The organism is Streptomyces sp. NBC_01618 (assembly GCF_045209435.1).
Classification (GTDB): domain Bacteria; phylum Actinomycetota; class Actinomycetes; order Streptomycetales; family Streptomycetaceae; genus Streptomyces.
This window is the reverse complement of the sequence record NZ_CP109297.1, coordinates 4538350-4563227: the sequence shown is the minus strand read 5'-3', so window position 1 is coordinate 4563227 and position 24878 is coordinate 4538350. Positions and strand designations below refer to the sequence as shown.

General features: G+C 71.2%; 22 protein-coding genes and 1 pseudogene. 9 read left to right on the top strand and 14 right to left on the bottom strand.

Going from position 1 to position 24878, the window contains the following annotated elements:
• Positions 1–63: 63 nt before the first annotated feature.
• Complete coding sequence (locus OH735_RS21265; RefSeq protein ID WP_406383096.1) at positions 64–315, bottom strand: DUF3311 domain-containing protein; 252 nt, start codon at positions 313–315, stop codon at positions 64–66.
• Between the two features lie 341 nt (positions 316–656).
• Between OH735_RS21265 and OH735_RS21260 the strand changes: the two genes are divergently transcribed.
• From OH735_RS21260 to OH735_RS21250, 3 genes are read left to right on the top strand one after another with little or no spacing between them, the layout of a single operon-like run.
• On the top strand, positions 657–2210 hold the full coding sequence (locus tag OH735_RS21260) for a sodium:solute symporter (protein ID WP_406383094.1): 1554 nt from the start codon (positions 657–659) through the stop codon (positions 2208–2210).
• On the top strand, positions 2207–2875 hold the full coding sequence (locus OH735_RS21255) for an RNA polymerase sigma factor (RefSeq protein ID WP_406383093.1): 669 nt from the start codon (positions 2207–2209) through the stop codon (positions 2873–2875). Before OH735_RS21260 ends, OH735_RS21255 begins: the two co-directional genes overlap by 4 nt.
• Positions 2875–3135 (top strand): hypothetical protein, encoded by a 261-nt coding sequence (locus OH735_RS21250; RefSeq protein WP_406383092.1) that lies wholly within the window; start codon positions 2875–2877, stop codon positions 3133–3135. Before OH735_RS21255 ends, OH735_RS21250 begins: the two co-directional genes overlap by 1 nt.
• Before the next feature lie 92 nt (positions 3136–3227).
• Here OH735_RS21250 and OH735_RS21245 read toward each other — a convergent pair whose 3' ends face one another.
• From OH735_RS21245 to OH735_RS21230, 4 genes are all read right to left on the bottom strand, one after another.
• On the bottom strand, positions 3228–4643 hold the full coding sequence (locus tag OH735_RS21245; protein WP_406383091.1) for an aminotransferase class V-fold PLP-dependent enzyme: 1416 nt from the start codon (positions 4641–4643) through the stop codon (positions 3228–3230).
• A 23-nt stretch (positions 4644–4666) separates the two neighbouring features.
• Positions 4667–5140, bottom strand: a complete 474-nt coding sequence (locus OH735_RS21240; RefSeq protein WP_406383090.1) for a RidA family protein — start codon at positions 5138–5140, stop codon at positions 4667–4669.
• A 252-nt stretch (positions 5141–5392) separates the two neighbouring features.
• Positions 5393–6271 (bottom strand): formyltetrahydrofolate deformylase, encoded by an 879-nt coding sequence (gene purU / locus OH735_RS21235; RefSeq protein WP_406383089.1) that lies wholly within the window; start codon positions 6269–6271, stop codon positions 5393–5395.
• Positions 6272–6299: 28 nt separating this feature from the next.
• A complete protein-coding gene (locus OH735_RS21230; protein WP_406386667.1) occupies positions 6300–6746 on the bottom strand; it encodes a hypothetical protein in 447 nt (148 codons plus the stop codon).
• Between the two features lie 174 nt (positions 6747–6920).
• Between OH735_RS21230 and OH735_RS21225 the strand changes: the two genes are divergently transcribed.
• Complete coding sequence (locus OH735_RS21225; protein ID WP_406383087.1) at positions 6921–8210, top strand: ABC transporter substrate-binding protein; 1290 nt, start codon at positions 6921–6923, stop codon at positions 8208–8210.
• 61 nt (positions 8211–8271) lie between these two features.
• On the opposite strand, the gene OH735_RS21220 is transcribed toward OH735_RS21225, so the two are convergent.
• Together OH735_RS21220 and OH735_RS21215 are read right to left on the bottom strand one after the other, a co-directional pair.
• Positions 8272–9729 (bottom strand): hypothetical protein, encoded by a 1458-nt coding sequence (locus tag OH735_RS21220; RefSeq protein ID WP_406383086.1) that lies wholly within the window; start codon positions 9727–9729, stop codon positions 8272–8274.
• Between the two features lie 194 nt (positions 9730–9923).
• A complete protein-coding gene (locus tag OH735_RS21215; protein WP_406383085.1) occupies positions 9924–11306 on the bottom strand; it encodes a transcriptional regulator in 1383 nt (460 codons plus the stop codon).
• 359 nt (positions 11307–11665) lie between these two features.
• Between OH735_RS21215 and OH735_RS21210 the strand changes: the two genes are divergently transcribed.
• Together OH735_RS21210 and OH735_RS21205 are read left to right on the top strand one after the other, a co-directional pair.
• A complete protein-coding gene (locus OH735_RS21210; RefSeq protein ID WP_406383084.1) occupies positions 11666–12343 on the top strand; it encodes a bifunctional DNA primase/polymerase in 678 nt (225 codons plus the stop codon).
• 42 nt (positions 12344–12385) lie between these two features.
• A pseudogene (locus OH735_RS21205) lies at positions 12386–12730 on the top strand (AAA family ATPase); the annotation flags it as partial.
• Positions 12731–12754: 24 nt separating this feature from the next.
• On the opposite strand, the gene OH735_RS21200 reads toward OH735_RS21205, so the two are convergent.
• On the bottom strand, positions 12755–13648 hold the full coding sequence (locus OH735_RS21200; protein WP_406386666.1) for an alpha/beta fold hydrolase: 894 nt from the start codon (positions 13646–13648) through the stop codon (positions 12755–12757).
• 575 nt (positions 13649–14223) lie between these two features.
• Positions 14224–14916, bottom strand: a complete 693-nt coding sequence (locus OH735_RS21195) for a metal-dependent transcriptional regulator (protein ID WP_266747775.1) — start codon at positions 14914–14916, stop codon at positions 14224–14226.
• Between the two features lie 206 nt (positions 14917–15122).
• Between OH735_RS21195 and OH735_RS21190 the strand changes: the two genes are divergently transcribed.
• A complete protein-coding gene (locus OH735_RS21190) occupies positions 15123–15878 on the top strand; it encodes an SIS domain-containing protein (protein WP_406383083.1) in 756 nt (251 codons plus the stop codon).
• 258 nt (positions 15879–16136) lie between these two features.
• On the opposite strand, the gene pdxH is transcribed toward OH735_RS21190, so the two are convergent.
• A complete protein-coding gene (gene pdxH / locus OH735_RS21185; RefSeq protein WP_406386665.1) occupies positions 16137–16763 on the bottom strand; it encodes a pyridoxamine 5'-phosphate oxidase in 627 nt (208 codons plus the stop codon).
• A gap of 221 nt (positions 16764–16984) precedes the next feature.
• Here pdxH and OH735_RS21180 point away from each other — a divergent pair, with 221 nt between their 5' ends.
• Entirely contained in the window at positions 16985–18124 is a 1140-nt protein-coding gene (locus OH735_RS21180) for a citrate synthase 2 (RefSeq protein ID WP_406383082.1), read from the top strand.
• Positions 18125–18230: 106 nt separating this feature from the next.
• On the opposite strand, the gene OH735_RS21175 is transcribed toward OH735_RS21180, so the two are convergent.
• The 3 genes from OH735_RS21175 to OH735_RS21165 form a co-directional block, all read right to left on the bottom strand.
• Complete coding sequence (locus OH735_RS21175; protein WP_406383081.1) at positions 18231–19025, bottom strand: TIGR03084 family metal-binding protein; 795 nt, start codon at positions 19023–19025, stop codon at positions 18231–18233.
• Positions 19026–19148: 123 nt separating this feature from the next.
• A complete protein-coding gene (locus tag OH735_RS21170) occupies positions 19149–19565 on the bottom strand; it encodes a hypothetical protein (RefSeq protein WP_406386664.1) in 417 nt (138 codons plus the stop codon).
• Between the two features lie 105 nt (positions 19566–19670).
• Entirely contained in the window at positions 19671–20645 is a 975-nt protein-coding gene (locus OH735_RS21165) for an EamA family transporter (protein ID WP_406383079.1), read from the bottom strand.
• Between the two features lie 150 nt (positions 20646–20795).
• Between OH735_RS21165 and OH735_RS21160 the strand changes: the two genes are divergently transcribed.
• Positions 20796–21707 carry a LysR family transcriptional regulator gene (locus OH735_RS21160; protein ID WP_406383078.1) on the top strand — a complete coding sequence of 304 codons (912 nt, stop codon included), beginning with the start codon at positions 20796–20798 and terminating at the stop codon, positions 21705–21707.
• Positions 21708–21754: 47 nt separating this feature from the next.
• Here OH735_RS21160 and OH735_RS21155 read toward each other — a convergent pair whose 3' ends face one another.
• The gene (locus OH735_RS21155; RefSeq protein WP_406383077.1) at positions 21755–24565 is read right to left on the bottom strand and encodes an FAD-binding and (Fe-S)-binding domain-containing protein; all 2811 of its coding nucleotides are present in this window, start codon (positions 24563–24565) and stop codon (positions 21755–21757) included.
• Between the last annotated feature and the right edge of the window lie 313 nt (positions 24566–24878).

Sequence of the window (24878 nt, the reverse complement as noted above, 5' to 3'; positions counted from 1 at the left end):
TCCTGAAGTTTTCACCGTCGGCTCTCGCACCCCGGACCTGCGCCCGAGCCGGCCCGGCGTCCTTCAAGCACGGTTTTTCGGCGAGCGGTTCGGCCCCTTCCTGCGCCGGCTGAGGAAGCAGGCACCGGTCAGCAGGACCGCGCCCAGCGGAACCCACAGGAACTGGTACCAGTAGAAGAACGGCCAGCCGAGGAGACGTGGTTGTCCCGCCATGTACACGGGCGCCAGGAGCGGCCCGACGAACACGGCCAGCAGGCAGATCCAGGTGGCCGCTCCAGCGACTTGTCCGTTGCTCGGCAACCGGCGTCTACGCATCCGGTGGCACCTCTCTCTCGGCCGGCGCTCGCGCGACGGGGACATGCGAGGTCGTCACGCCGCACGCCGTCCGGCCCGATGTCAGGGGTCTATCCCTTGGCTGAATTGGGTGGTTCACTCCTCGACTACCAGGGCTTCCCCCTCCCCTTGTTGGTGACTCGTTCGGCCTCACGACGGCCTCCCGGCATGGGTTCTGCGTCCGTGTAGTTGCGTGTGGGCCCGCGAGGGTTTACCGCAACGTGGCTGATTTCCACTGCCGACGGCGTTCCGCCGTCGCTTCGTCGGTGGAGATCGATGGGCCGCGAGCCGGACTTCAGGCCACGAACGAGCTTGGAGGATTCATGAGCAACCTCGCCCCTGTGATCACCTGTGCGGTCGTCGTACTGGTGGCCTCGGCGATCGCACTGAAGGGTTCCCGCTTCCGCCCGGGCGGAGATACCGCTGTCAGGGCGGACCTCGAGGACTGGGCACTGGCCGACCGTCGACAGGGCGGGGGCCTCATCTGGTGCCTTCTCGGTGGCACCATCTACACCGCGTACACGTTCACCGCCGTGCCGGGCGCCGTCTTCACCTCGGGCGGCATCGGGTTCTATGCCCTGCCCTACACGGTGATCATCTGCGCGATCGCCTTCGTGCTGCTGCCGCGGCTGGCGTCGGCGGCCCGGGCACACGGCCACGTCACGATCGCCGACTTCGTACGTGAGCGGTACGGATCACCGCTGCTCGCCCTTGCCGTGTCGCTCACCGGGATCTTCGCCACGATGCCGTACGTCGCGCTGCAACTGCTCGGTCTACGGGCTGTGCTCACCGTCCTGGGGCTGAGTTCCGACGGAGTTCTGGGCGATGTCGCGCTGACGGCCGTCTTCGCGGTGCTGGCCGTTTCCACCTACCGGTACGGGCTGCGTGCACCGACCCTGGTCGCAGTCCTGAAGGCCGTTCTCGTCGTGGGCTCCACGATCGCCATCGGCTTTCTGGTCCTCTCCGAACTCGGGACGCCTGCAACCCTGTTCGCCCGCGCCGACGCGGCGCTCATGGAGCGCGACGGCGTCTCCACCCTCGTGCCCGACCCGTCCCTGGCACCGACCTACATCTCCCTGGCCCTCGGGTCGGCGCTCGCGCTGTTCGCCTTTCCCCATGTCCTGCTGGTGGCGTTCTCCGCCCGCACGACCGACGTCCTTCGGCGGTCGTCGGCCACTCTCCTCGGCTGGACAACGATGCTCGGTCTGTTCGCCCTCTTCGGTATCGCGGCACTCGCCTCCGGCGTCGAGCCACCGCCCGGCCGCTCCGAACTGGTGATACCCCGGCTCGTGCTCGGCCTCGTGCCGGGGTGGGCGGCCGGGCTGCTGCTGGGCGCCCTCGTCGTGGCGGCACTGGTGCCCGCCGCCGTGATGTCCATCGGCGCGGCCACCCTGTTCGCACGCAACGTCTATCTGGAATTCGTCAACCCCACGGCGACGGCGGCCCAAGTGACCCGGATGGCCCGCCTGATGTCGCTGGTCGTCAAGGTGGGCGCGCTCGTCTTCGCGCTCGCGCTGCGCAATCAGGCCGCCATCAATCTCCACCTGCTCGGAGCGGTATGGGTGCTGCAGATCCTGCCGACGATCGCGCTGGGGCTGCTGCACCGGACGCCGCATCGGCTCTCCCTGCTCGCCGGCTGGCTGCTGGGCATGGTCGTCGGCACCGTCCTGGTGAACGCGGGCGGCTACTCGTCGCTGGTACAGATCGCTTTCGGCCCGGTACAGGTGCAGGTCTACGCAGGCGTGGTCGGGCTCACGGTCAACCTCGCCGTCGTCGCACTGGGCAGCCCGCTGCTGGACCGGCTGGGCGTGCCTCGCGGCCTGACCGGGGTGCTCGCACCGGCCTCCTCCGCGCGCAAGAGCGGGGCGATGTCATGAGACGTACCGACAAGCCCTGGCGCCGCACCCAGATCGCCACGGACGCCGAGAGCGATGCGAGCAGCGCCGGGTCCGCGGCCGGCCTCGCGAGTGCTACGAGCAGCGTGCGCGCCTCTGCCCCGACGAGCGCGTCACAGCCGATGCCCGCCGATATCGAACCCGGCGTCGATCTGCGGGACGTCGAGCGGGAGGCCGCGCTGATCAGGCTGTTCGACAGCCGTCATGCTCAACTCGTGCGCCTGGCCGTCCTGCTGGGCGCCGAGCAGGAGGCCGAGGACGTGGTCGCCGAGGCTTTCTGCGCGTTGCACCACCGCTGGTACCGACTCCGTGCGCCGGAGGCCGCACCCGCGTACCTTCGTTCTGTGGTGTGCAACCTCGTGCGGATGCGGATACGGCGCCTGCAGGTCTCTCGGCGCCATGCCGACGTGGAGGTGTCCGACATTGCCTCCGCCGAATCCACCGCCCTGATGCACGAAGACCAGCGGCAGGTCGTCGACGCGCTGAAGAACCTGCCCGCCCGGCAGCGTGAAGCATTGGTGCTCCGCTACTGGATGGATCTCAAGGAACGGGAGATCGCCGAGGCGATGGGCATCAGCAAGGGTGCGGTGAAATCGCACATCTCCCGCGGGATGAACGCACTGTCGCGGGCCATGGAGAACCACTGATGAGTGTGGACGACCCCGAGACCCGGCTGCGCAACACCCTCGAATCGCTGGCTTCGACGGTGGTGCCGTCTCCCGACGCCTATGCCAACGCCCGTTCGGAATGGCAGCGGCGGGACCGGCGACGGCGGCTCGTCATGCTGGTGCTCGCGCTGGTGATCGTGGCCGTCGCCGACGTGGTCGGTCTCTGGGCGCTACATTCCTTCGCCGAACCCGACCGGCCGCCGCGCCACGAACGGATCGACGTGATCGTCCAGCCCTGAGGGGCGGGCGCCCGGATACGAAGCACAGGGCCGCGGAGTTGTCTCCGCGGCCCCGTGCCGGCCCACGACTCGGGCACTCGTCGCCGACTGCCTCAGGACATGTCGCCCGACAGCGCCCACAGCGCGTCGACGACGCGTTCCACATCCTCCTTCTGGTGGAACAGGTGCGTGGACACGCGCACCGCCTGATGCGACTTGGAAGAGCCGGCCACCGGGAAGTCGCTGGTGCGAATCACGATCCCGTACTCGTCCTTGAGTCTCGCCACCAACCGCGCCGTCTTCTCCACATCATGGACATCGCCGGCCGCCCGGAACGGTGCGAAGGAGGTGAGAGCGCACACCAGCCGGGGGTCGTCCTTGGGTGAGTACAGGGACTTCACTCCCCACCGCTCGACGATGAGCTCCTTGAGGTAGCCCGACAGGCCGAGGACGTGGTCCTGGATCCTGTCCCGGCCGATGCGGTCCCACACCTCGCAGACGTTGCGCACGCCGGCCATGATCGCCAGGCTGCTGTTGCCGACGGTCTGCAGGTGCGACGCCATGTCGTAGCTCGCCGTGGAGCCCTTCGAGCGGGGCGGCAGACCGCCCTCGGCCGGATAGCCGCTCGACACCACCGGCCAGAACTCCGGCAGCGGGTTGGGGTTGTAGCGCGGCAGTACCTTGTTGCGGATGTAGAGGATGCCCGTGCCACCGGGCCCGCACTGCCACTTCGCGGCCGACCCGGCGAGGAAGTCCACTCCGAGCTCATGGAAGTTGTACGCCATCATGCCGGGTATGTGCGCACCGTCCACCACGCTGATCAAGCCGTGGTCCTGCGCGAGCTTGGCCAGCATATGGATGGGCAGCATGGTGCCGGTCTTGTAGGTGGGGGCAGAGAAGGCCAGTACCTTGGTGCGCGAGGTGATCGCCCGGCGGAACAACTCCACATAGTCCTCGGCCCGTTGGTCGTTGCCGACCGGGAGCGCCACCCGCTTGATCACCACGCCGTGGCGGTCGCGCGCCATGGCCATCGGCACGTTTCCACCGGAGTGCTCGTGATTCGTGGTGAGGATCTCGTCGCCCTCCTTCAGGGCGAGGCCCGCCAGGATCTTCGACATTCCGTCACTGGTGTTGTGGGAGATCACGAGTTCGTCGGGATCACACCCGTACCCACGGGCCGCCACGGCACGTACGTCGGCGAAGTTGCTGTAGGCCGAGACGGCGCCGACCGCCACCTCGCGGTGGACCCGATCGACAGTGTCGACGACCTCGCGCGGGGGTGAGCCGACGGTGCCCACGTTCATGAAGAGCACCTTCTTGTCCAGCATGAACAGGCGCTCCACCGCGCTCCAGTAGTCCGGAGACGAGGTCGGCGGAAGCACGGTGGAGCCCACGGGCGGCGCGGCAGCGTGCGCGAGCGGCGCGGCAGCCACCCCGCCGATGCCGACCGTCGCCGCTCCCGCCCCCAAAAAACCCACGAAACCCCGCCGGGAGACCCCGGATGCTGTGCCTGTGTGCAGTTTCGGCATGGCCATGTCCTTTCGGCTGTGTCTCATCGGACGGCGATGGCAGAGATCTCGACCTTCGCGTCGCGCGGCACGCGCGCGACCTCGACGGTTGCCCGGGCGGGCGGCGCGGTGGAGCCGAAGTATTCGGCGTATGCGGAGTTGAAGCGGGCGAAGTCGTCGAGATCGGCGACGTAGACGGTGGTGCTGACCACGTTCTTCAGCGACATGCCGTCGGCCTTCAGTACGGCCTCGACATTGCGCAGCACCTGGCGCGTCTGCTCCTCGATGGACGCGTCGGCGGAAAGTGAACCGGTCTTCGGGTCGATCGGAAGCTGACCCGAGACGAACATGAGGTGCCCGGCAGAGATTCCCTGCGAGTAGGGCCCGATCGCCGCGGGCGCGTCCGGGGTGGAAACCACCCGGTGCCGGGCCCCGGGGTCGGCCACCGCCGATGAACCCCCCAGGCCGACGACCAGGGCCGCCGCAGCGGCAAGCGCGGGCACCGACCTTCGGAACATTCGGCGACTGCCGCGTGGATGGGGCTGGTACGACGTCTTCATCCGTGTCCTCCCGCTCGTCAACACATCTGCTTTCGAAGCGTGTTGCCCCATTGGTTGCAGGACGGGGCGCGGGGGTTTACCGGATTGGCGAAGTGACCTGGGTCACAGGTGGCGCGAAACGAGTGCGGGGCTGCCCCGGCCTGCGGCCGGACAGCCCCTTGAACAAGATCTTCAGCAACCGCCTTCGGGCAGGCCGCACCGTCCGCGGCGCTACGCGAAGATCACCGTACGGCGGCCGTTGAGCAGAATGCGGCGTTCCGCGTGCCACTTCACCGCGCGCGCCAGCGCCTGGCACTCCACGTCGCGGCCGATGGCGACCAGCTGGTCCGGGGTGACGCCGTGGCCCACCCGCTCGACCTCCTGCTCGATGATCGGGCCCTCGTCGAGGTCGGCCGTCACGTAGTGCGCCGTCGCACCGATCAGCTTCACGCCGCGGGCGTGCGCCTGGTGGTACGGCTTCGCACCCTTGAAGCTCGGCAGGAAGGAGTGGTGGATGTTGATGATGCGGCCGCTGAGCTGCTTGCACAGATCGTCGGAGAGGACCTGCATGTAGCGGGCGAGGACGACCAGCTCGACGTTCTCCTCGCGGACCAGCTCCAGCAGCTCCGCCTCCGCGGCGGCCTTGGTCTCCTTGGTCACCGGGATGTGCCGGAAGGGGACGTCGTAGGAGGCGACGAGCTCCGCGAAGTCCGTGTGGTTGGAGACGACGGCGGCGATCTCGATCGGCAGCGCCCCGATCCGCGAGCGGAACAGCAGGTCGTTGAGGCAGTGGCCGAACTTGCTGACCATCAGCACGACCCGCATCCGCTCCGCGGCACGGTGGACCTGCCAGTCCATCCGGAAGGAGTCGCCGATCGCGGCGAAGCTGGCCCGCAGCTTCTCGACCGTCACCGGGCTGTCCGCCGAGAAGTGGACCCGCATGAAGAACAGACCCGTGTCGTGGTCGCCGAACTGCTGGCTGTCCTCGATGTTGCAGCCGGTCATGAAGAGATAACTCGACACAGCATGCACGATGCCCTGTTTGTCCGGGCAGGAGAGGATGAGGACGTACTGCTCCGGTGTGGTTTCAGCAGGCTGCGGCGCGGTCATCCCCGTAGCGTGCCATATCGGGCCGGTATCAGGCCGACCTGATCAGGATGCGGAGCACGTCCAGGGAGCGCGGTGGGGTGTCCGGGTCCTCCGCGTCGTTGGTGGCGAGCAGCACATGGGCCTCGCGGGCGGCCCGTACGGCCTCCGGCCAGCCGTGGTGCTCCAGATACGCCGAGACGGGAGCGTCCGCGCCGACCTGGTGCATGATGCGCAGCACCCGGAGCACGGCGACGTCCACGAGGGCGGACTCGTTGGCGTCGCGGAAGATCGTCCCGATGTACTTCTCGGCGGACCAGTTGTCCAGCCAGGTGTCCTCGACCAGGCGGTACACGGCGTCGGTGACGTCGCCGTACCCTTCCCGGCCGGCCAGCCAGCACTCGTGGTGGAAGACGGGGTCGGAGAGCATGTGCAGCGCCGAGCGCACGTTGCTGCGCCAGCGCCACCAGGGCATGTCATTCAGCGGCATGCCGCCCATGGTGGAGGAGCGACGGCCGCGACGGGAAGTGTTCTCCGAACATTGCTGCACGGTTGTCGATCGTACGTTCCCTTTCGGGCTCCCCGCACCGGCCCCCGCAATTCACCCGGATGTCACCGAGCGTTGCACGGAGCACACTGTGGCGTTACCCCGCGGCAGGAAATGTTCATTCCCATGACCGGACGGCGACGCCCCACCTCACACCGCCCCTACACGTTCCTCACGAGTACGGCGGCGGCCGGGGCCTTGCTGGTCACCGGTTGCGGTGTGCTCCCTGGGGCCTCGGGGGACTCCAGGGAGCCCCTCACCGTGGTGACGTGGGCCCCCGGCGGCGCGGCGAAACCGGACACGGTGAACCCGGTGAACATGTCGGGCATGACCGCCATGGCGCGTGCGTACGCCCGCTGGGTCAACAACAACGGCGGCCTCGACGGTCACCGGCTGCGCGTCGTGACCTGTGACGAGTCGGACACCTCGACCGGCGCGGGGAACTGCGCCCGGCTGGCCGTCAAGGAGAAGGCGGTGGCGGTCGTCGGCTCGTACAGCCGCTACGGGTCGTCGTTCATGGCACCGCTGGAGACCGCCGGAATCCCCTACATCGGCGGTTACGGGGCCTCCGAGGAGGAGTTCAGCAGCTACACCTCCTATCCCGTCAACGGCGGCCAGGCGGCGCTCCTCGCAGGCAACGCCCGGCAGCTCGCCCGCAGTTGCGAGCGGGTGTCCATGGTGCGGCCCGACACCCTGGGCGGCGACGGCCAGGCCTGGCTCCTGAGGACCGGCCTCACCGACGCCGGCCGGCCCGAGCCCGTCGACATCCGGGCGGCGGAGTCGGCGACCTCGTACGACGACGCCGCCGGGCAGGCGCTCAAGGCCGCGGGGGCGGACGGCGGCTGTGTGACGGCCGTGCTCGGGGACCATACGGGGACGTTCTTCGACTCCTTCCGGCGGCTCGAACCGTCGTACGGGAACGTAAGGATCTCGTCCGTCCTCGGCAGCGTCGGGCAGCCGCTGATCGACAGCACCGGCGGCCGGAACAGCCCGTTCGAGGGGGCCTACGTCACCGGCTGGTACCCGGACTCGGGCGACGCCCGCTGGAACCGGATGCGGGAGGTGATCCGTAAGCACGCCTTCGGCGACAACCGGATCGACCCGGCCGACACGGGCGTCCAGACCACGTGGATCGCGTACACCGCGCTGACCGAGCTCGTGAAGGCGATCGACGCCCCGCGGATCACCGCCCAAAAACTCGTCTCCGCGCTCAACAACGGCACCCCGGTCGACACCGGCGGCCTCACGCCGAAGCTGCGCTGGAGCTTCAAGGACATGCTCGGCTCGTCCGCGTACCCGCGCGTCGTGAACACCGAGGTGACGTTCCAGGCGGTACGGAACGGGCGGCTCGTCGCGGACAAGAAGGGCTTCGTGGACGTCACGAAGACGCTGGCGGACGCGAGCGCGAAGAGATGATGAGGTGCCGGGGCTCGCGCCCCCGGCACCCCGCTTCAGGACCGCCCGGCGGGCGCGGTCCTCAGAGCTCGGTCGACGCTCGCCGGGTCAGCCCGTACTTCGACGCGATCGAGTTCCACAACCCCGACGCCTCCCGCTTCGCCTTGCTCGCCTCGCCGCTCTGCACGGTGGCCTGCTGGAACTCGGAGGTGTTGGTCCGGGCCTTGCCGTGCTTGCAGACCTTCTTGCCGTCCTTGGCCTGGCCGGCCCACGCGGCGTAGTGCTCGTCCGCGGAGGCGGACGCCTGCCAGGCCTTGGTGAGGGAGGCGGTGAGCCGGTCGTGGTTCGGCAGCTGGTCGACGCTCAGACCCTGGAGCCGGGTCACCAGATCACGGCGCTGCTGGGCGGCGCCCAACAGATCGGCCGCGGCCCGGTCCAGGTCCGTACAGTTCTTGGTCTTCTCGACGGCCCCGATGACCGCGGCACGGCTGTTGTTGCTGTCCGCCAGGAGCTTGTCGAGCGCCTCGGCCTGCGGCTTCGCCGGATCGGCCGCGGCCTGCGTGGAGGGCTCGCCGGCGGGCGAACTCGCGGCCGCCACCGGCTGCTTGTTGTCCTCGCTATTGTCGTCGCCGCCGCCGCTCATCAGCGCACCCGCGCCGAGGCCGACGACGGCGCAGCCGACGACGACCGCCGCGATGAGCGTGACGTGCGCCGGTCTCTTGCGCTGCCCGGCCCGCCCCTGCGGCCCGTCGTCCACGGGCTGGTACGGCGGCTGCGGGGCCTGCGGCGCGTGGGGCTGGGGCGCCTGAGGAGGCTGGTAGGCGCCCTGGTGCTGCCGGCCGGGATCGAACTGGGGCATCTGCTGGGTGGCGCCCGAGGGCTCCTCGTCGCGGAAGAGGTTGTCGAACTCGGCGGGTGGCTGCCGGTCGCCGGGGACCCCGGGCCTGATGCCGTACGGGGCGCCGCCGGGGACGGGCGGGATGTACTGGGTCGCTTCGGCGTCGCCCCCGTGCGCGGGCGGCTGCTGCTGGTACGCCTGCGGCTGCGGGGCTCCGTGGTCGAGGAACTGGGTGGCCTCGGCAGGGCTCTCCGGCGGCAGCCCGCCCGGCGCGGAGCCGGGGGGCACCGGCGCGATGTACTGCGTGGCGTCCGCGTCCCCGCCCATGCTCATCCCGGGCACGGCCTCGGGCGGCAACGGCTGCGCGTACGGCTGCTGGGGCTGGTGGTGTTGCTGGGGGTGGTGCTGGGGGTGCGCGGGGGGCAGCGGCTGGGCGGAATGAGGCTGTCCGTACGCCTGCGCCGGCTGCCCGTACTGATCGCTGCCCTGGCCGTACGGCCCCTGCGGCTGCGACGAGGCGTCCTGGTGCGCCGCCTGCGGCCCCCAGGGCTGCCCCCACGGCTGGCCGCCCGCCGGGGCGGCCTGATCCGCGGGCCCCCCTGGTATCCAGGGCTCACCGCCACCCGCGGGCAGCACGACACCTTCGTGCGCGGGCCGTACAGCAGGGAGCTGCTGCTCGTCACCCTGTCCGCTCTGCGTCACCGGGACTCCTACGTGTAAACCTACGGAATCGTCGGCTCACGCTATCGGGTGGCTGCCGCCGTTCGCCAAGCGCGTGTGGTCACTCACGACCCCTTCACACGAGCCGTAACACCCAGCACACGAGCTGTAACGCCCAGCGCCCTCGCGGCGCGGTCAAGGGGCACCCGGACGCGATCCCCGGTCCGCCCTCCCCGTCACGCCGCCTGGAGCTCCAGCCGCGCCCCGAACTCCCGCACCGCCGCCTCGTCCCCGTAAGGCACCAGCCGCTGCTGCAGATCGTCCAGATACTCCGCGCCCCGGCTGGAGCGCACCGACCCCAGCAGTTCCATCGCCCGGGTGCCTGTGTGGCAGGCCTGCTCGACCTCGCGCAGCTGCACCTGGGCCGTGGCCAGGAGCACCAGGCCGATGCCGCGGCGGCGGGTCCGGGACTCCGGGTGGCCGTCCAGGGACTCCTTCGCCCGGCGTGCGGCCGCCTCCGCCTGGCCGAGGTCGCGGTGGCAGTGCGCCAGCTCGTCGGCGAGGTAGGCGTGGTCGAAGTGGACGATCCAGTCCGGGTCGTCCCCCGTCTCCGGTTCGGCGCGCTCCATGGCCGTCAGCGCCCGGCCCGTCACCGCCTGGCAGGTGCCGGCGTCGCCGAGCAGGGCGTGTCCGCGCGCCTCCGCCGCGTAGAACATCGCTTCCGCCCTCGGGGTGACCCGCCCGCGCGCACCCTCCTGCGCGGCCCGCGCCAGCTGGGCGATCTCGCGCGGATTGCCCAGCTGCGCGGCGAGATGGCTCATCGACGCGGCCAGGACGTAACCGCCGTACGCCCGGTCGCCCGCCGCCTGCGCCAGGCGCAGCGCCTGGATGTAGTAGCGCTGCGCGAGACCCGGCTGGCCCGTGTCGACGGCCATGTACCCGCCGAGTTCGGTGAGCCGGGCCACCGCCGCGAACAGCTGCCGGCCGACCGATTCGCGGTACGCCCCCGAGAGCAGCCCGGAGACCACGCTGTTCAGGTAGTGCACCAGGACCGGCCGCACATGTCCGCTGCCGAACCGGTGGTCGAGGTCGACGAGCGCGGCCGTCATCGCCCGGACCGCCGCCACGTCCGACATCCCGACGCGGGCCCCGGCGGGCCGCGCCACCTGCGGGTCGGCGCCGGTGATCAGCCAGTCGCGGCTGGGTTCGACCAGCGCCGAGGAGGCGACCGTCGAACCGGACAGGAAGTCGCGGCGGCCGACGTCGCTGCGCCACAGCTCACAGACCTGCTCGATCGCGCCGATCACGGTCGGGGCGAACTGCAGGCCGACGCCGGACGCCAGATTCTTGCCGTTGGCCATGCCGATCTCGTCGACCGTGACCGTACGGCCGAGCTTGCGGCCGAGCGCCTCGGCGATGATTCCCGGTGCCCTGCCGCGCGGTTGCTGTCCACGCAGCCAGCGGGCCACGGAGGTCTTGTCGTACCGCAGATCGAGCCCGCGTTCCGCGCCGACCATGTTGACGCGGCGGGCGAGGCCGGCGTTGGAGCATCCGGCTTCCTGAATGAGCGCCTGGAGCCGTTCGTTCGGCTGGCGGGCGACGAGAGGCCTGGCTGCCATGTTTCCCCCTGAGGCCGCAGTGATCGATGAGCGGATCACTGCCCGGCAATTGCACGGAAAATGCGCACATTCATCGTGATCGTCAGGTCCGTCGTGTTCCTTGCCATTCGTGTCGGCATACGTTCGGCATACGTGCGTCATCCGTGTCGGCATATGACAGAGGCCGACCGTTCGGGAGGCGCCCGTAAGTGGCTACCCGCCCGTCCGGGCACCGCCTCGCGCGCGCCCCCGTCCATGCATCCGTGCGCCCCGTATGCCGGATCGGTACGTCGTGACCGCGCTCGCCACGCCCGTAACCCCGGGTGGTGGCGGTAGTTGTGTTGTGCGTGGAAGAGCCCATCGGAGTCGAAGAGCCCATCGTGATCACTCAAGCCCCGCAGGTCCCCCGGCAGCGGGGCGAGCAACTGCTCGACGCAGCCGTGCGGTACGCGGAGGAACGGCACTGGGACGTGTGCCCCGGCACCTGGCTGGAGGCCGCGGAGGGGGCCGAGCGGTGCTCCTGCGGCGACGCGGGCTGCGCCTCCCCCGGCGCCCATCCCGCCGGACCGGACTGGGCGGGCCAGGCGACCGGCAGCGGTGCCGCGGCCCGCCGGATGTGGTCCAGGCACCCGGAGGCGTCGATCCTGCTGCCCACCGGCCGCGCCTTCGACGCGATCGAGGTACCGGAGTCCGCCGGGTTCCTGGCGCTGGCCCGGATGGAGCGGATGGGACTGCCGCTCGGGCCCGTCACCCGCACCCCCGACCGGCGGATGTACTTCTTCGTCCTGCCGGGCGCGGCGGCCAAGGCGGACGATCTCGTACGGAAGTTGGGCTGGCGGGCCGCCTCGATCGACCTCGTCGGCCGCGGTGACGGCCACTACGTGACGGGGCCGCCGACCTGGGTCGGCGGGCGCGGCGCGGTGCAGTGGGCGCGCCGGCCCACCCACGCCAACCGGTGGCTGCCGGACGCGGAGGAGCTCATCAGCCCGCTCGCCTACGCCTGCGCGCGGGAAGCGGCCGATGCGCGAGAACGCCTTGCGCAGAGCGCCCTTTCGTAGGGTGGTCCCCATACACGGGGACACCGAAAGGCAGCGCGCATACGGGCCACCCAGCTGCTCGATGTGCTCGACCTGGCGGGCGCCCAGCACAAGCTGGTCGTCGACTGCTCGACCGGCATGCGGAAGAAGATCGGGCTCGCGGCGGCGCTGCTGCACAACCCCGAAGTGCTCTTCCTGGACGAGCTGTTCGAGGGCGTCGACCCGGTGTCGGCGCAGACCATCCGCGAGGTTCTGGAGCGTTACACCCACTCCGGGGCGACCGTCGTCTTCTCCAGCCATGTGATGGAACTGGTGGAGTCCCTCTGCGACTGGGTGGCCGTCATGGCCGCCGGCACGATCCGGGCCCAGGGCACCCTGGAGCAGGTGCGCGGCGAGGCGCCCTCGCTGTACGGGATACGTGCGCGCGGTCGCCTACGGGGATACGGGCTCGCGGTCTTCCTGCGGGTCCTCGGCGAACTGTTCCAGGAAGGGTTCGACCGCCGCGCGCCAGCCCTCCGGCTGGTCGTAGTGGACGAGATGACCGGCATCGGCCACCTCCGCGTACTGCCCGCGCGGCAGGACGCGGACCATCTCCTGGGCCTCCGCCCGGCCCAGCTCGCCGTCGAGGCCGCGGAGCACCAGGGCCGGGCACCGGACCTGTGCCAGCTCCTCCCAGTGCGCGTCGAACACCCAGGTCGCGCGGGACTGGAGCATCTGGCGGCGGGAGAAGAGGGGGCGCCAGCCATCGGCCCGCTCGGCCATCACCTCGGCGAAGAACTCGCCGCGGGCCGGATTGGGCCGCTCCACCCAGGGATCGTCCTCGCCGAACCACTTCCGCACGTCGGAGAGCGTCGCGAACGGCACCGGCCAGGACGTGAACCAGTCCTCCCACTCCCGCTGCGAGGCCGCGCCGAGCGAGGAGGCCCGCATGTCGCAGATGACCAGCGCCCGGACGAGATCGGGGCGCTTCGCGGCGAGCTGCCAGGCGGTGAGCGCCCCCATGGCATGTCCAACGAGGGTGACGGGGGCGAGGTCGAGCTGTTCGATCGCCGCCTCGACGTCGCAGACGTACGCCTCACGGGTGTACGGACCTTCGGCCGGCTTCTCGCTGCGGCCGTGCCCGCGCTGGTCGAGGCCGACGGCACGATACCGCTCGGCGAGCCAGCGGATAGTCGGGGCCCAGTGCGCGGCCCGGCCCATCAAACCGTGGAGCAATAAGACCCCGGGGGCGCTCTCGCCCTCCGTGCGCCCCTTGGGCGGGTCGGCGAACTCCCAGGCCGCGAGGCGTACGCCGCCGGTCCCGGTCACATCGATGCGCCGCACCATATGTCCTGGCACCCCCTTCTGGTCCTCGATCACCGCTTGATCCCGCTCGATCACCGCGTGGTCGCACCACCGCAGACTATCGAACCTTTATTCGAAAACCGGGTTCCGCCGTCCAACACCCCTCGTTCGAGTGACCGGCGCGAAGGATTGACCCCGGCCGCGGAGGGGAGATCTTCACCGGGAGGCGGGCCACTCGGGGATGAGGGCCCGTGGGGACCGACCCTGAGAGCTCGGGGCTCCGGGTCGGAACAGGGGAGGACAGGCCCCGGCGCCGCAAGGCGCCGGGGCCCTCTGCGTGCGCAACCGGGACGTGCTCAGCCGGGACGCGGACAACCGGGACGTGCGAAACCCGTACGTGCACGACGTACGGAACGGACCGAACATGCCGAACGAGCAAGTACCACGGGCGCATGCGCCTGCTCCCTCCCCGACCCGCACGGTCAGGTGGCCGACACTCTCAGGTATGCCTCAGCCACAGCCTCGCACGCGATCCGTCCGAGCGCTGCTGTTCCGGACGGAAAAATAAGGAAGCGGACGTCATGCTTCAGCGTCCGTCGCGCCCGGCCGCGAATCCGTCAGCGCTTGGCCACGAACACATGCGAGGCGACCTCGGCGTCCAGCTCCGCCGCCTCGCCACTGCTGCCGACCAGCACCCCGCCGGGCGACTGGGTCACGCTGACCACGGACCCGGGCTGCACACCCGCCCGCCGCAGCGTGTACATCAGCTGGGCGTCCGTCTGGATCGGCTCACCGATCCGGCGCACGACCACGGTCTTGCCCTCGGCGCCCGGGTCGAGCTCCGACAGGCTCACCATGCCCTCGTCGAGGAACGGGTCGGCCTCGGCCTTCTCGCCCAGCTCCTCCAGGCCCGGGATCGGGTTCCCGTACGGCGACTCCGTCGGGTGGCGCAGCAGCTCCAGCACCCGCCGCTCCACGGCCTCGCTCATCACATGCTCCCAGCGGCAGGCCTCGGCGTGCACCTGCTCCCACTCCAGGCCGATCACGTCGACGAGCAGGCACTCGGCGAGCCGGTGCTTGCGCATGACGCGGGTCGCGAGGCGGCGCCCCTCGCCGGTCAGCTCCAGGTGGCGGTCGCCCGCGACCTGCACCAGGCCGTCGCGCTCCATCCGCGCCACCGTCTGGCTGACCGTCGGACCGCTCTGGTCCAGCCGTTCCGCGATCCGGGCGCGCATGGGCACCACGCCTTCCTCTTCGAGTTCGAGGATGGTGCGGAGATACATCTCCGTGGTGTCGATCAGTCCGGACATTCGTGCCCCTCGATGCTGTGACATGAAAAACGTCGTTGCCCTGGACCCAATTCTGACGCATACCGCCGACAACCGTGCCGCGCCGACAGAACACCGTGCAGCGGAGCGGCGTGGGCGGTATTGACAGGTCAGTGGTCCAGACCGCAACGTGATCCGCGGCACGGACACCCCACGGACCATTCTCACCGCTGGAAAGGGCCTCCTCGATGAGCGACAGCAAGCTGGCCGGTCAGTTCTTCGATGCAGCGATCGGCCTGCTGGAGCGTGTACGCGACGAGGAGTCCGGCAACATCGCGGCCGCCGGTGCCGCGATCGCCGACACGGTCGCCGCGGGCGGCCGGCTCTTCGCCTTCGGCGCCGGGCACTCCTCGCTCGCCGCGCAGGACGTCGTCTACCGGGCGGGCGGACTCGCCCTGATGAACCTGCTGGCCGTGCCGGGCACGGTCGGCGTCGACGTCATGCCCGCGACCCTCGGCTCGGCGCTGGAGCGGGTCGACGGACTGGCGAGCGCGGTCCTCGACTCCAGCCCCGCCGAGGCGGGCGACGTCCTCGTGATCATCTCGCTCTCCGGGCGCAACGCGCTGCCGGTGGAGATGGCGATGAACGCGCGCGCGCTCGGCCTGAAGGTCATCGGCGTCACCTCGGTCGCGTACGCGGACGGCACCCGGTCCCGGCACGCCTCGGGCGGCTTCCTGCGGGACCACTGCGACATCGTGCTCGACAGCAAGATCGCCATCGGCGACGCGGAGCTGACCACCAAGGGGATCGAGGCACCCTTCGGACCCGCGTCGACGGTGGTCACCAGCGCGGTGATGCAGGCGATGATGGCCGCCGCGGCGGAGCAGCTCGTGGCGCGCGGGATCGAGCCGCCGATGCTGCGGTCGGGGAACGTCGACGGCGGCCACGAGTGGAACGGGCGCGTCATGACGGAGTACCGGGACCGGATCTTCTACCGGCGCTGAGAAAAAAATGGGTTGTGGCAGCCCCCGCCCGTTCCTAGGCTGCTGCCAACGAAGAAAGGAGGTGTTCCGGAAGTGATTTCTTCTCGGACTCGTGAGGTGACTGCGGGCTGACGCCCGTTGTCGCGCTCTTTGCAGTGCAGGCCGGTCATCGGCCAATTCCAAGCAGTCACCGACCCGCAGGCTCGCCGGTAAGTCCGGCCGGCTTCTCCGCAAGGAGGAACCAGAGCCTGCGGGTTTCTGCGTGTCCGCACCGGTTCGCTACGGGCACAGGCGCTCGACGCGCCAGTTCTCGCCCTCGCGTACGTACCTGAGGCGGTCGTGCAGCCGGTTCTCGTGGCCCTGCCAGAACTCGATCGTGTCGGGGACGACGCGGAAGCCGCCCCAGTGCGGGGGCGCGGGGATGTGTTCGCCCTCGGGGTAGCGGGCGGCCAGTTCCTCGTAGCGCCGGATCAGCTCGTCGCGGGAGCCGATCACCGACGACTGGGCGCTCGCCCAGGCGCCGAGCTGGGAGCCGTGCGGGCGGGTGCGGAAGTAGGCGACCGTTTCCTCGCGGCCGACGCGGGACGCCTGGCCGGTGATGATGACCTGGCGGGCCATCGGGTGCCAGGGGAAGAGCAGCGAGACGTAGGGGTTGGCGGCCAGTTCGCGACCCTTGCGGGACTCGTAGTTGGTGAAGAAGACGAAACCGCGTTCGTCGTACTTCTTCAGCAGCACCGTGCGTGAGGACGGGCGGCCCTCGGGGGTGGCGGTGGAGACCACCATGGCGTTGGGCTCGTAGAGCACCCCGCCCACGGCGACCTGCCGGAACCAGTGGGCGAACTGCTGGATCGGGTCGTCGGCCAGCGTGTCCTCGGTGAAGCCCTCGGAACGGTACTGCTCGCGCATCGCGGCCGGATCGGTGGTGGAATCGGAGGAGGAATCTGCGGTGGGCACGGGGCCATCCTGCCGCAGCGGCCAAGTCCGCCCGTCAAGGAGGGGCGTCAATCCTTCACCGGTGAATGGGGAAGCTGTGCCGGATGTCACCCTTCCCCGCGTCGTGGGAACCCGCCAATATCTTGGGGCAGGCCACTGTGGCCTCCGTACAGCCGCCGACCGAGGGAGCCGCCATGTCCGACTTCGTACCGGGACTAGAGGGAGTCGTCGCGTTCGAGACGGAGATCGCCGAACCGGACAAGGAAGGCGGTTCGCTGCGTTACCGGGGCGTCGACATCGAGGATCTCGTCGGCCATGTGTCGTATGGCAATGTCTGGGGTCTGCTGGTCGACGGGGCGTTCAACCCCGGCCTGCCCCCCGCCGAGCCGTTCCCGATCCCGGTGCACTCGGGTGACATCCGGGTCGATGTGCAGTCCGCGCTGGCGATGCTCGCTCCCGTCTGGGGCCTGCGGCCGCTGCTCGACATCGACGAGGAGACGGCGCGCAACGATCTGGCGCGGGCCGCGGTGATGGCTCTGTCGTACGTCGCCCAGTCGGCGCGCGGGCAGGGGCTGCCGATGGTTCCGCAGAGCGAGATCGACAAGGCGCAGTCCGTGGTCGAAAGGTTCATGATCCGCTGGCGCGGTGAGCCGGACCCGCGGCACGTCAAGGCCGTCGACGCGTACTGGACGTCGGCCGCCGAGCACGGAATGAACGCGTCCACGTTCACGGCCCGTGTCATCGCGTCGACCGGCGCCGATGTGGCGGCGGCGCTGTCGGGCGCGGTGGGCGCGATGTCGGGGCCGCTGCACGGGGGTGCGCCGTCCCGGGTCCTCGGCATGATCGAGGAGATCGAGCGCACCGGGGACGCCACCGCGTACGTGCGCAAGGCCCTGGACAAGGGTGAGCGGCTGATGGGCTTCGGGCACCGGGTCTACCGGGCGGAGGACCCGCGGGCACGCGTTCTGCGGCGTACGGCCGAGGAGTTGGGCGCGCCGCGCTTCGAGGTGGCGCTGGCGCTGGAGAAGGCCGCGCTGGAGGAGCTGCACGCGCGGCGCCCGGACCGGGTGCTGGCGACGAACGTGGAGTTCTGGGCAGCGATCATGCTGGACTTCGCGGAGGTTCCGGCGCACATGTTCACGTCGATGTTCACGTGTGCGCGTACGGCGGGCTGGTCGGCGCACATCCTGGAGCAGAAGCGGACGGGGCGCCTGGTGCGGCCTTCGGCGCGGTATGTCGGGCCCGGTGCGCGTGATCTCCGGGAAATCGAGGGATACGAGCAGATCACCGCTCTGCGGAAGCTGGGACCGACCGGCCCGAGCCCGGTGGCGTGAGGCCCGGCGCCGGGCGGCGGGCTCGGATTCGGCCGAGTGCGTCGTCCAGCCGTGCCGCCCACCGCGCCACGACCCGTCGGCGTCGGACGGTGTCGTCGGTGAGGAGTCACTTCTCCCCTTGCCCGGGTGCGCGGCCGGGGCCGGGAGGCCCGGCGAACGCCTGGGCGATGTCGAGCCATTGGCCGGCGTCGGGTCCGGTGGCGCGGACGGCGAGGTCGTCGCGGTGGGCGCGCCGGGTGACCAGCAGGCAGAAGTCGAGCAGCGGCCCGGTGACGCGCTGCGGTGCGTCCTCGGCCCCGAAGGCGAGCAACTCACCGTCCGGCGCGATCAGTTCGACCCGGAACTCCTCCTCGGGCGCCGCGATCCCCCGCACCAGGTAGGCGTAGTCCCTGGCCCGCACCCCGATCCGGGCGACGTGCCGCAGCCGGGCGGTGTGGGTCCTGGTGACGCCGAAGGCGTCGGCGATGTCCTGACCGTGCGCCCAGGTCTCCATGATCCGGGCGGTCGCCATGGAAGCGACGCTCATCGGCGGCCCGTACCAGGGGATGCGCACACCGGCCGGCGCAGCCCGCAACACCGCCTCCAGCCGCGCCCTCCCGTCCCGCCACCGCGCGAACAGCACATCCGGCGCGAGGACGGCCAGCTCCTCGGCGCCCCGGTCGACAAAGGACTCGGGCGCCTCCAGGGCCTTGGCCGCTTCCCCGGCGAAGGCGTCGGGATCGGTGGCGGCCAGCAGCGCCATCTCGTCGGTCCAGGTGAGATGGGCGATCTGATGCGCGACGCTCCAGCCGGGGGCAGGGGTCGCGGCGGCCCATTGCACGGCGCTCAGCCCCCGTACGAGTAGGTCGAGTTCCTGGCTCTCCTCGCGCAGATCGTCGATCACGGCTGCGACATCGGGCACGGTGCGCTCTCCTCGGGGCAGGGCGGTGTGGCCAGGAGCATGGCAACGGACTCTTGAACAAGCAATCGTGCTTGCATTGTCGTCCTAATATCGCTCGCGAAGCCGAACGGTCGCGGTAGGACGTCACTGCACGTCGGTGCGGCCCAGCCAGCTCGGCCGGACCGGCACCCCGTCCGCGTAGCGCTCCACCGGCGGCGAGGGCAACGACGGTGACGGCGGGGGCGGAGGCGGCGGCACCGCGGCGGCCGGCAGCTCCGGCTCGGGCTCCGGCTCGGGCGGGGGCGGTGCAGCGCTGTCGTCCAGCAGCTCCGCCACCGTGTACCGGGTGCTGAAGGACTGCCAGGCGCCGTCGATCACCAGAAGAAAGCCGCCATCCTCCCGGAAGAGCCGACGGCGCTTCGGGCTCCGGGGGTGCTCCGGCGTATGGTTCCGGGCCCGCCGCTCCAGCTCCGCCAGGGCGTCTTCGCGTGTGCCCTCCAGGTGCGCCAGCACGTATGCCTCCGTGTGCTTGCGCTCCCCCACCCCCACGGTCGTCTCCATGACCAGTCCCCAGGTCGCCACGTGCCCCACCCCTTCCCGTTCGGATCAGGAGCAAGCCTAGGAGGCGCGGCGGGACAGCGCACCGGTGGACGGGCGGGCGGGCCGTCAGGCGTGGTCGCGGCCCTTCGCGCCCCGCACCTGGCTGCGTACCGCGCCCATGCTCGCCCCGATGACCAGGGCGATGGCCAGGGCGTCCGTCGTGGAGAGGGCCTGGTCGAGGATGAGGAAGCCGGCCGTGGCCGCGATCGCCGGTTCCAGGCTCATCAGGATCGCGAAGGTGGGCGCGGGCAGGCGGCGCAGTGCCATGAGTTCGAGGGTGTACGGGAGGACCGAACTCAGCAGTGCCACCAACGCACCCAGTCCCAGCGTGGACGGGACCAGCAGTTTCGAGCCCGACTCCAGGATGCCGAGGGGCAGGGAGAGGACCGCGGCGACCACCAGCGCCAGGGCCAGGCCGTCCGCCTGGGGGAAGCGGCGGCCGGTGCGGGCGCTGAAGACGATGTACGCCGCCCACATGACGCCCGCGCCCAGAGCGTACGCGGCGCCGACCGGATCGAGACGGTCGAAGCCACCCCCGCTCAGCAGCACGACCCCGCCCAGCGCGAGGCCCGCCCACACCACATTGATCAGGCGGCGGGAGGCAATCACCGAGAGCGCGAGCGGGCCCAGCACCTCCAGGGTGACGGCCGCGCCCAGCGGGATGCGGTCGGCGGCCTGGTAGAAGAGCGTGTTCATGCCGCCCATCGCCACCCCGAACGCGAGGACCGTGCCCCAGTCGGCGCGCGTGTAGCCGCGCACCTTCGGGCGGCAGACGATCATCAGGACGAGCGCGGCGACGACCAGGCGCAAGGTGACGACCCCGAGCGCCCCGGCCCGCGGCATCAGCAGGACCGCGACCGCCGAGCCGAACTGGACGGAGAGGCCGCCCGCGACCACCAGCGCGACTGGCGCGAGCGCCGCCCCGCGGCGCCGGGGGCGGGCCGGCGCCGCCGCCCCGTCCAGGGCGGGCACCGCCTCCGGTACGGCGACGGCCGCGGCCCGCTCCGTGGCCGCCCCTGCTGCACTGCGCTGGTCGTTCACCTGCGGTGTTCCTCCCCAACCCAAAAGTTCATTTCAATGCACTGCTTGATTGAAGGTACTGCACTCCCGCCGTGCAGCACCTCCTCTCAAGGTAGGTATCTCCGCGTGGCACGTAAAATGCCTGCTGTGCTCCCGTTATGCTCCACGCGCATGAGCCTGGGACGCAGCGGTGACGGCCGTACCGGAAGCCAGTCGAGCCGCGGCATCGAGATCCGCCATCTGCGCGCCTTCCTCGCTGTCGCCGACGAGGGCAACGTCACCCGTGCCGCCGCCCGGCTCCGCCTCACCCAGCCCGCGGTCTCCCGTACGCTCGCCGCCCTGGAGCAGCACCTCGGCATCCGACTCGTCGACCGGTCCACCCACCATCTCGCCCTCACACCCGAAGGCATCGCCTTCCGGGACAAGGCCGCCGCCGCGGTCGCCGCGTTCGACGAGGCGCTCGACGCGGGCGGGCCGCACCACTGGCCGCTGCGGATCGGGCACGCCTGGTCCGCGTTCGGCCCGTACACCACGCCGCTGCTGCGCCGCTGGCAGGAGCGGTACCCGCAGATCCCGCTCGAACTGCTCCGGATCGACGACCGCACCGCCGGGCTGACCCGCGGTGAGGTCGATGCCGCGCTGCTGCGGGGGCCCGTCGAGGCGCCGGGGCTCGTCACCGAGGTGCTGTTCGACGAGGACCGGGTCGCGGCGGTGGCGGCGGACGGGCCGCTCGCCGCCCGCGCCACGCTCCGGCTCGCCGATCTGGCGGGCGGCACCGTCGTCCTCAACACCGTCTCCGGCACCACCACCCTGGATCTGTGGCCGCCGGATTCGAGGCCCGCCTCGACGCTCACCGTCGCCAACACCGACGACTGGCTGACCGCCATCGCGGCGGGGCGCGGCGTCGGGGTCTCCGCCGCGTCCACCGCCGGGATGCACCCGCACTCCGGGGTCGCCTACCGCCCGCTCGTGGACGCCCCGACCGTCCCGGTCCTGCTCGCCCGTCGCGACGCCCCGGGCCATCCCGCGCTGCCGCAGCTCGCCGCGCTCGCCCGCGAGATCGTGCGCTCGGCCGCCCCGTGACCGGGGCCCGGCCCCTCAAGCACCGGCAGCTCCGGTGGGGGGCGGCACTACCCCGCGTCGAGCCCCTCCGCCAGCACCTCCGCCAGGTGCCGGGCCCGCACACCGCCCAGCTGCGCCAACTGCGTCCGGCAGGAGAAGCCGTCCGCCAGGAATTCCGTGCCGGGCTCCGCCGCCCGCACCGCCGGCAACAGGGTCTCCTCCGCGCAGGCCGCCGACACCTCCCAGTGGCCGCGCTCGAAGCCGAAGTTTCCGGCCAGCCCGCAGCAGCCGCCGCTCAGCTCACCGGTCAGCCCGGCCCGTTCGCGCAGGCGACGGTCCGCCGCGTCGCCCAGAACGGCGTGCTGGTGGCAGTGGGTCTGGCCGGTGGCCGGGCGGTTCAGGCGCGGGGGTCGCCAGTCGGGGGCGTACTCCTCCAGGTACTGCGCCAGGGTGCGGACCGAGGCGGCCAGCCGCGCGGCGCGCGGGTCGTCGGGGAGGAGTTCGGGCAGGTCGGTGCGGAGGGTGGCGGCGCAGCTCGGTTCGAGGACGACGAGCGGGCCGTCGAGGTGGCCGTCCATCCGGTCCAGGGTGCGGCGCATCACCCTGCGGGCCTTGTCCAGCTGGCCCGTCGACACATACGTGAGGCCGCAGCACAGCCCGCGGCCGGGCAGCAGTGTCCGGCGGCCCGCCGCTTCCAGGACCCGGACCGCCGCCCGCCCCGCTTCGGGCGAGAGGTGGTTGGTGAACGTGTCGGGCCAGAGGGTGACCGTCCGGCAGTCGCTCGGCGGGGTCGCCGTCCTCCTGCCCCGGTGCCACCGGGTGAACGTCTCGCGCGCCAGGGCCGGGAGCGTCCGCTCCGGGGCGATCCCCGCCAGCCGCTTGACCAGGGCCGCCAGCGGACGGACCCGGGCCAGGGCGTTCAGGACGGTTGCGAACGGGGACGCGAGGCGCAGCCACTGCGGCAGCCGGCCCATCGCGTAGTGGGCCGCCGGGCGCAGCCGTCCCCGGTAGTGGTGGTGCAGGAACTCCGCCTTGTACGTGGCCATGTCGACGCCCGCCGGGCAGTCGCTGCGGCAGCCCTTGCAGGACAGGCAGAGATCGAGCGCGTCGCGCACCTCCGTCGACCGCCAGCCGTCCGTGATCACCTCGCCCGCGAGCATCTCGTGCAGCAGCCGGGCCCGGCCGCGGGTGGAGTGGGCCTCCTCGCCGGTCGCGCGGAAGGACGGGCACATCACGCCCGCGCCAGCCGGCTGCGCCGTACGGCACTTGGCGACGCCCACACATCTGCGTACCGCCGAGGAGAAGTCCCCGCCGTCGCGCGGGTAGCCGAACGTGACGTCCACCGGGCGCCTGGGCAGCACCTCGAAGCGGAGGTTCTCGTCGAGCCGGGCGGGGCGGGCGATGATGCCGGGGTTCATGCCGCCGTCCGGATCCCAGATGTCCTTGAACCGGGAGAAGAGGGCGACCAGTTCGTCCCCGTACATGCGCGGGAGCAGTTCGGCGCGGGCCTGGCCGTCGCCGTGTTCGCCGCTCAGGGACCCGCCGTGCGCGACGACCAGGTCCGCCAGTTCCTCGGAGAAGCGGCGGAAGCGGGCGACTCCGTCGGGGTTCAGCAGGTCGAAGTCGATCCGTACGTGGATGCAGCCGTCGCCGAAGTGCCCGTACGGGGCGCCGCGCAGGCCGTGGGCGGCGAGCAGGGCGCGGAAGTCGCGGAGGTACGGGCCGAGGCGGGCGGGCGGTACGGCGCAGTCCTCCCAGCCGGGCCAGGCCTCCGTGCCGTCCGGCATCCGGGTGGCGGTGCCCGCCGCGTCCTCACGGATGCGCCACAGGGACCGCTGCCCGGCCGGGTCGGTGACGACCGCACCGTCCAGCGCGTCGGCCGCCCGGAGGATGCGCTCGGCGTGCGCCCGCGCCTCGGCCGGGGTGGCGCCGCCCGTCTCGACGAAGAGCCAGGCCGCGCCGCGCGGCAGCCCGGCGGGTTCCGGTACGAGGTCGGCGGCCATGCCCTCCACGGTCAGCGGGTGGTGCGGGAGCAGGCCGGGGGCGGCTTCGGCGGCCGCGGCCTCGTCCGCGTAACCGAGTACGGCGAGCGCGCGGGCCGCCGGTGCCTCGACCAGCCGTACGGTCGCCTCCGTCACCACGCCGAGCGTTCCCTCGCTGCCGCAGAAGGCGCGGGCGAGGTCGGTTCCGCGCTCGGGGAGGAGCGCGTCCAGGGCGTATCCGGAGATGCGGCGCGGGAGTTCGGGGAATCCGGTACGCAGGAGGGCGAGGTTCGCGGCGACGAGCTCGGGAAGGCCGGACAGCGCTCCGGGCAGGGGGGACTCGCGGCCCAGCCGCAGTGTGCCGCCGCCGTAGCGGGCCACGGTCAGGCCGTGCACGTTGTCGGCGGTGGTGCCCCACGCGACGGAGTGCGCGCCGCAGGAGTTGTTGCCGATCATGCCGCCGAGCGTGCAGCGGCTGTGCGTGGCGGGATCGGGGCCGAAGGTGAGTCCGTGCGGGGCGGCGGCGGCGCGCAGGTCGTCCAGGATCACGCCCGGCCGGACGACCGCGGTACGGGAGCCGGCGTCCAGCTCGACGATCCCGCGCATGTGGCGCGTGAGGTCGAGGACGACGCCGGTGCCGGTGGCCTGTCCGGCGATGGAGGTGCCGCCGCCTCGCGGGACCACGGGCACCGCGTGCGTGCGGCAGACGGCGAGTGCGGCGGCCACGTCGTCGGCGTCGCGCGGGGTGACGACACCGAGCGGTACGCGGCGGTAGTTGGAGGCGTCCATCGTCGTCAGCGCCCGTGCGGTGCGGCCGAAGTCGACCTCTCCGCGGACCGCGGTGCGCAGGGCCTGTGCGAGTGCGTCGCGCTCCGTCGGTTTCTGATGTGCGGCCATGGGGCCAGGATGCCGCCGATCCGGCCACCCGGCGGCCCGCACCTGTGCGAGTCCCCCGAAAACGTCCATACGAAAACGTCCATACGAAAACGTCAATACGTCGGAATACGTCGAATGCGTAGTCACATACCTGACAGAGAACGCCACAAGTACTTCCCAAAGAGAGCGTCAATTCTCATATAGTGACCACAACTTGTCTGAAAATTATCAGCTCCAGTTGTCTTGTTCGCCCCCGCCGTACCGATCCGTCCCCGTCGGATCCGTAGGCCACGCCTGCCCCGTAAACCCCGCCGTAAGCCCCTTGAGCCCCGCG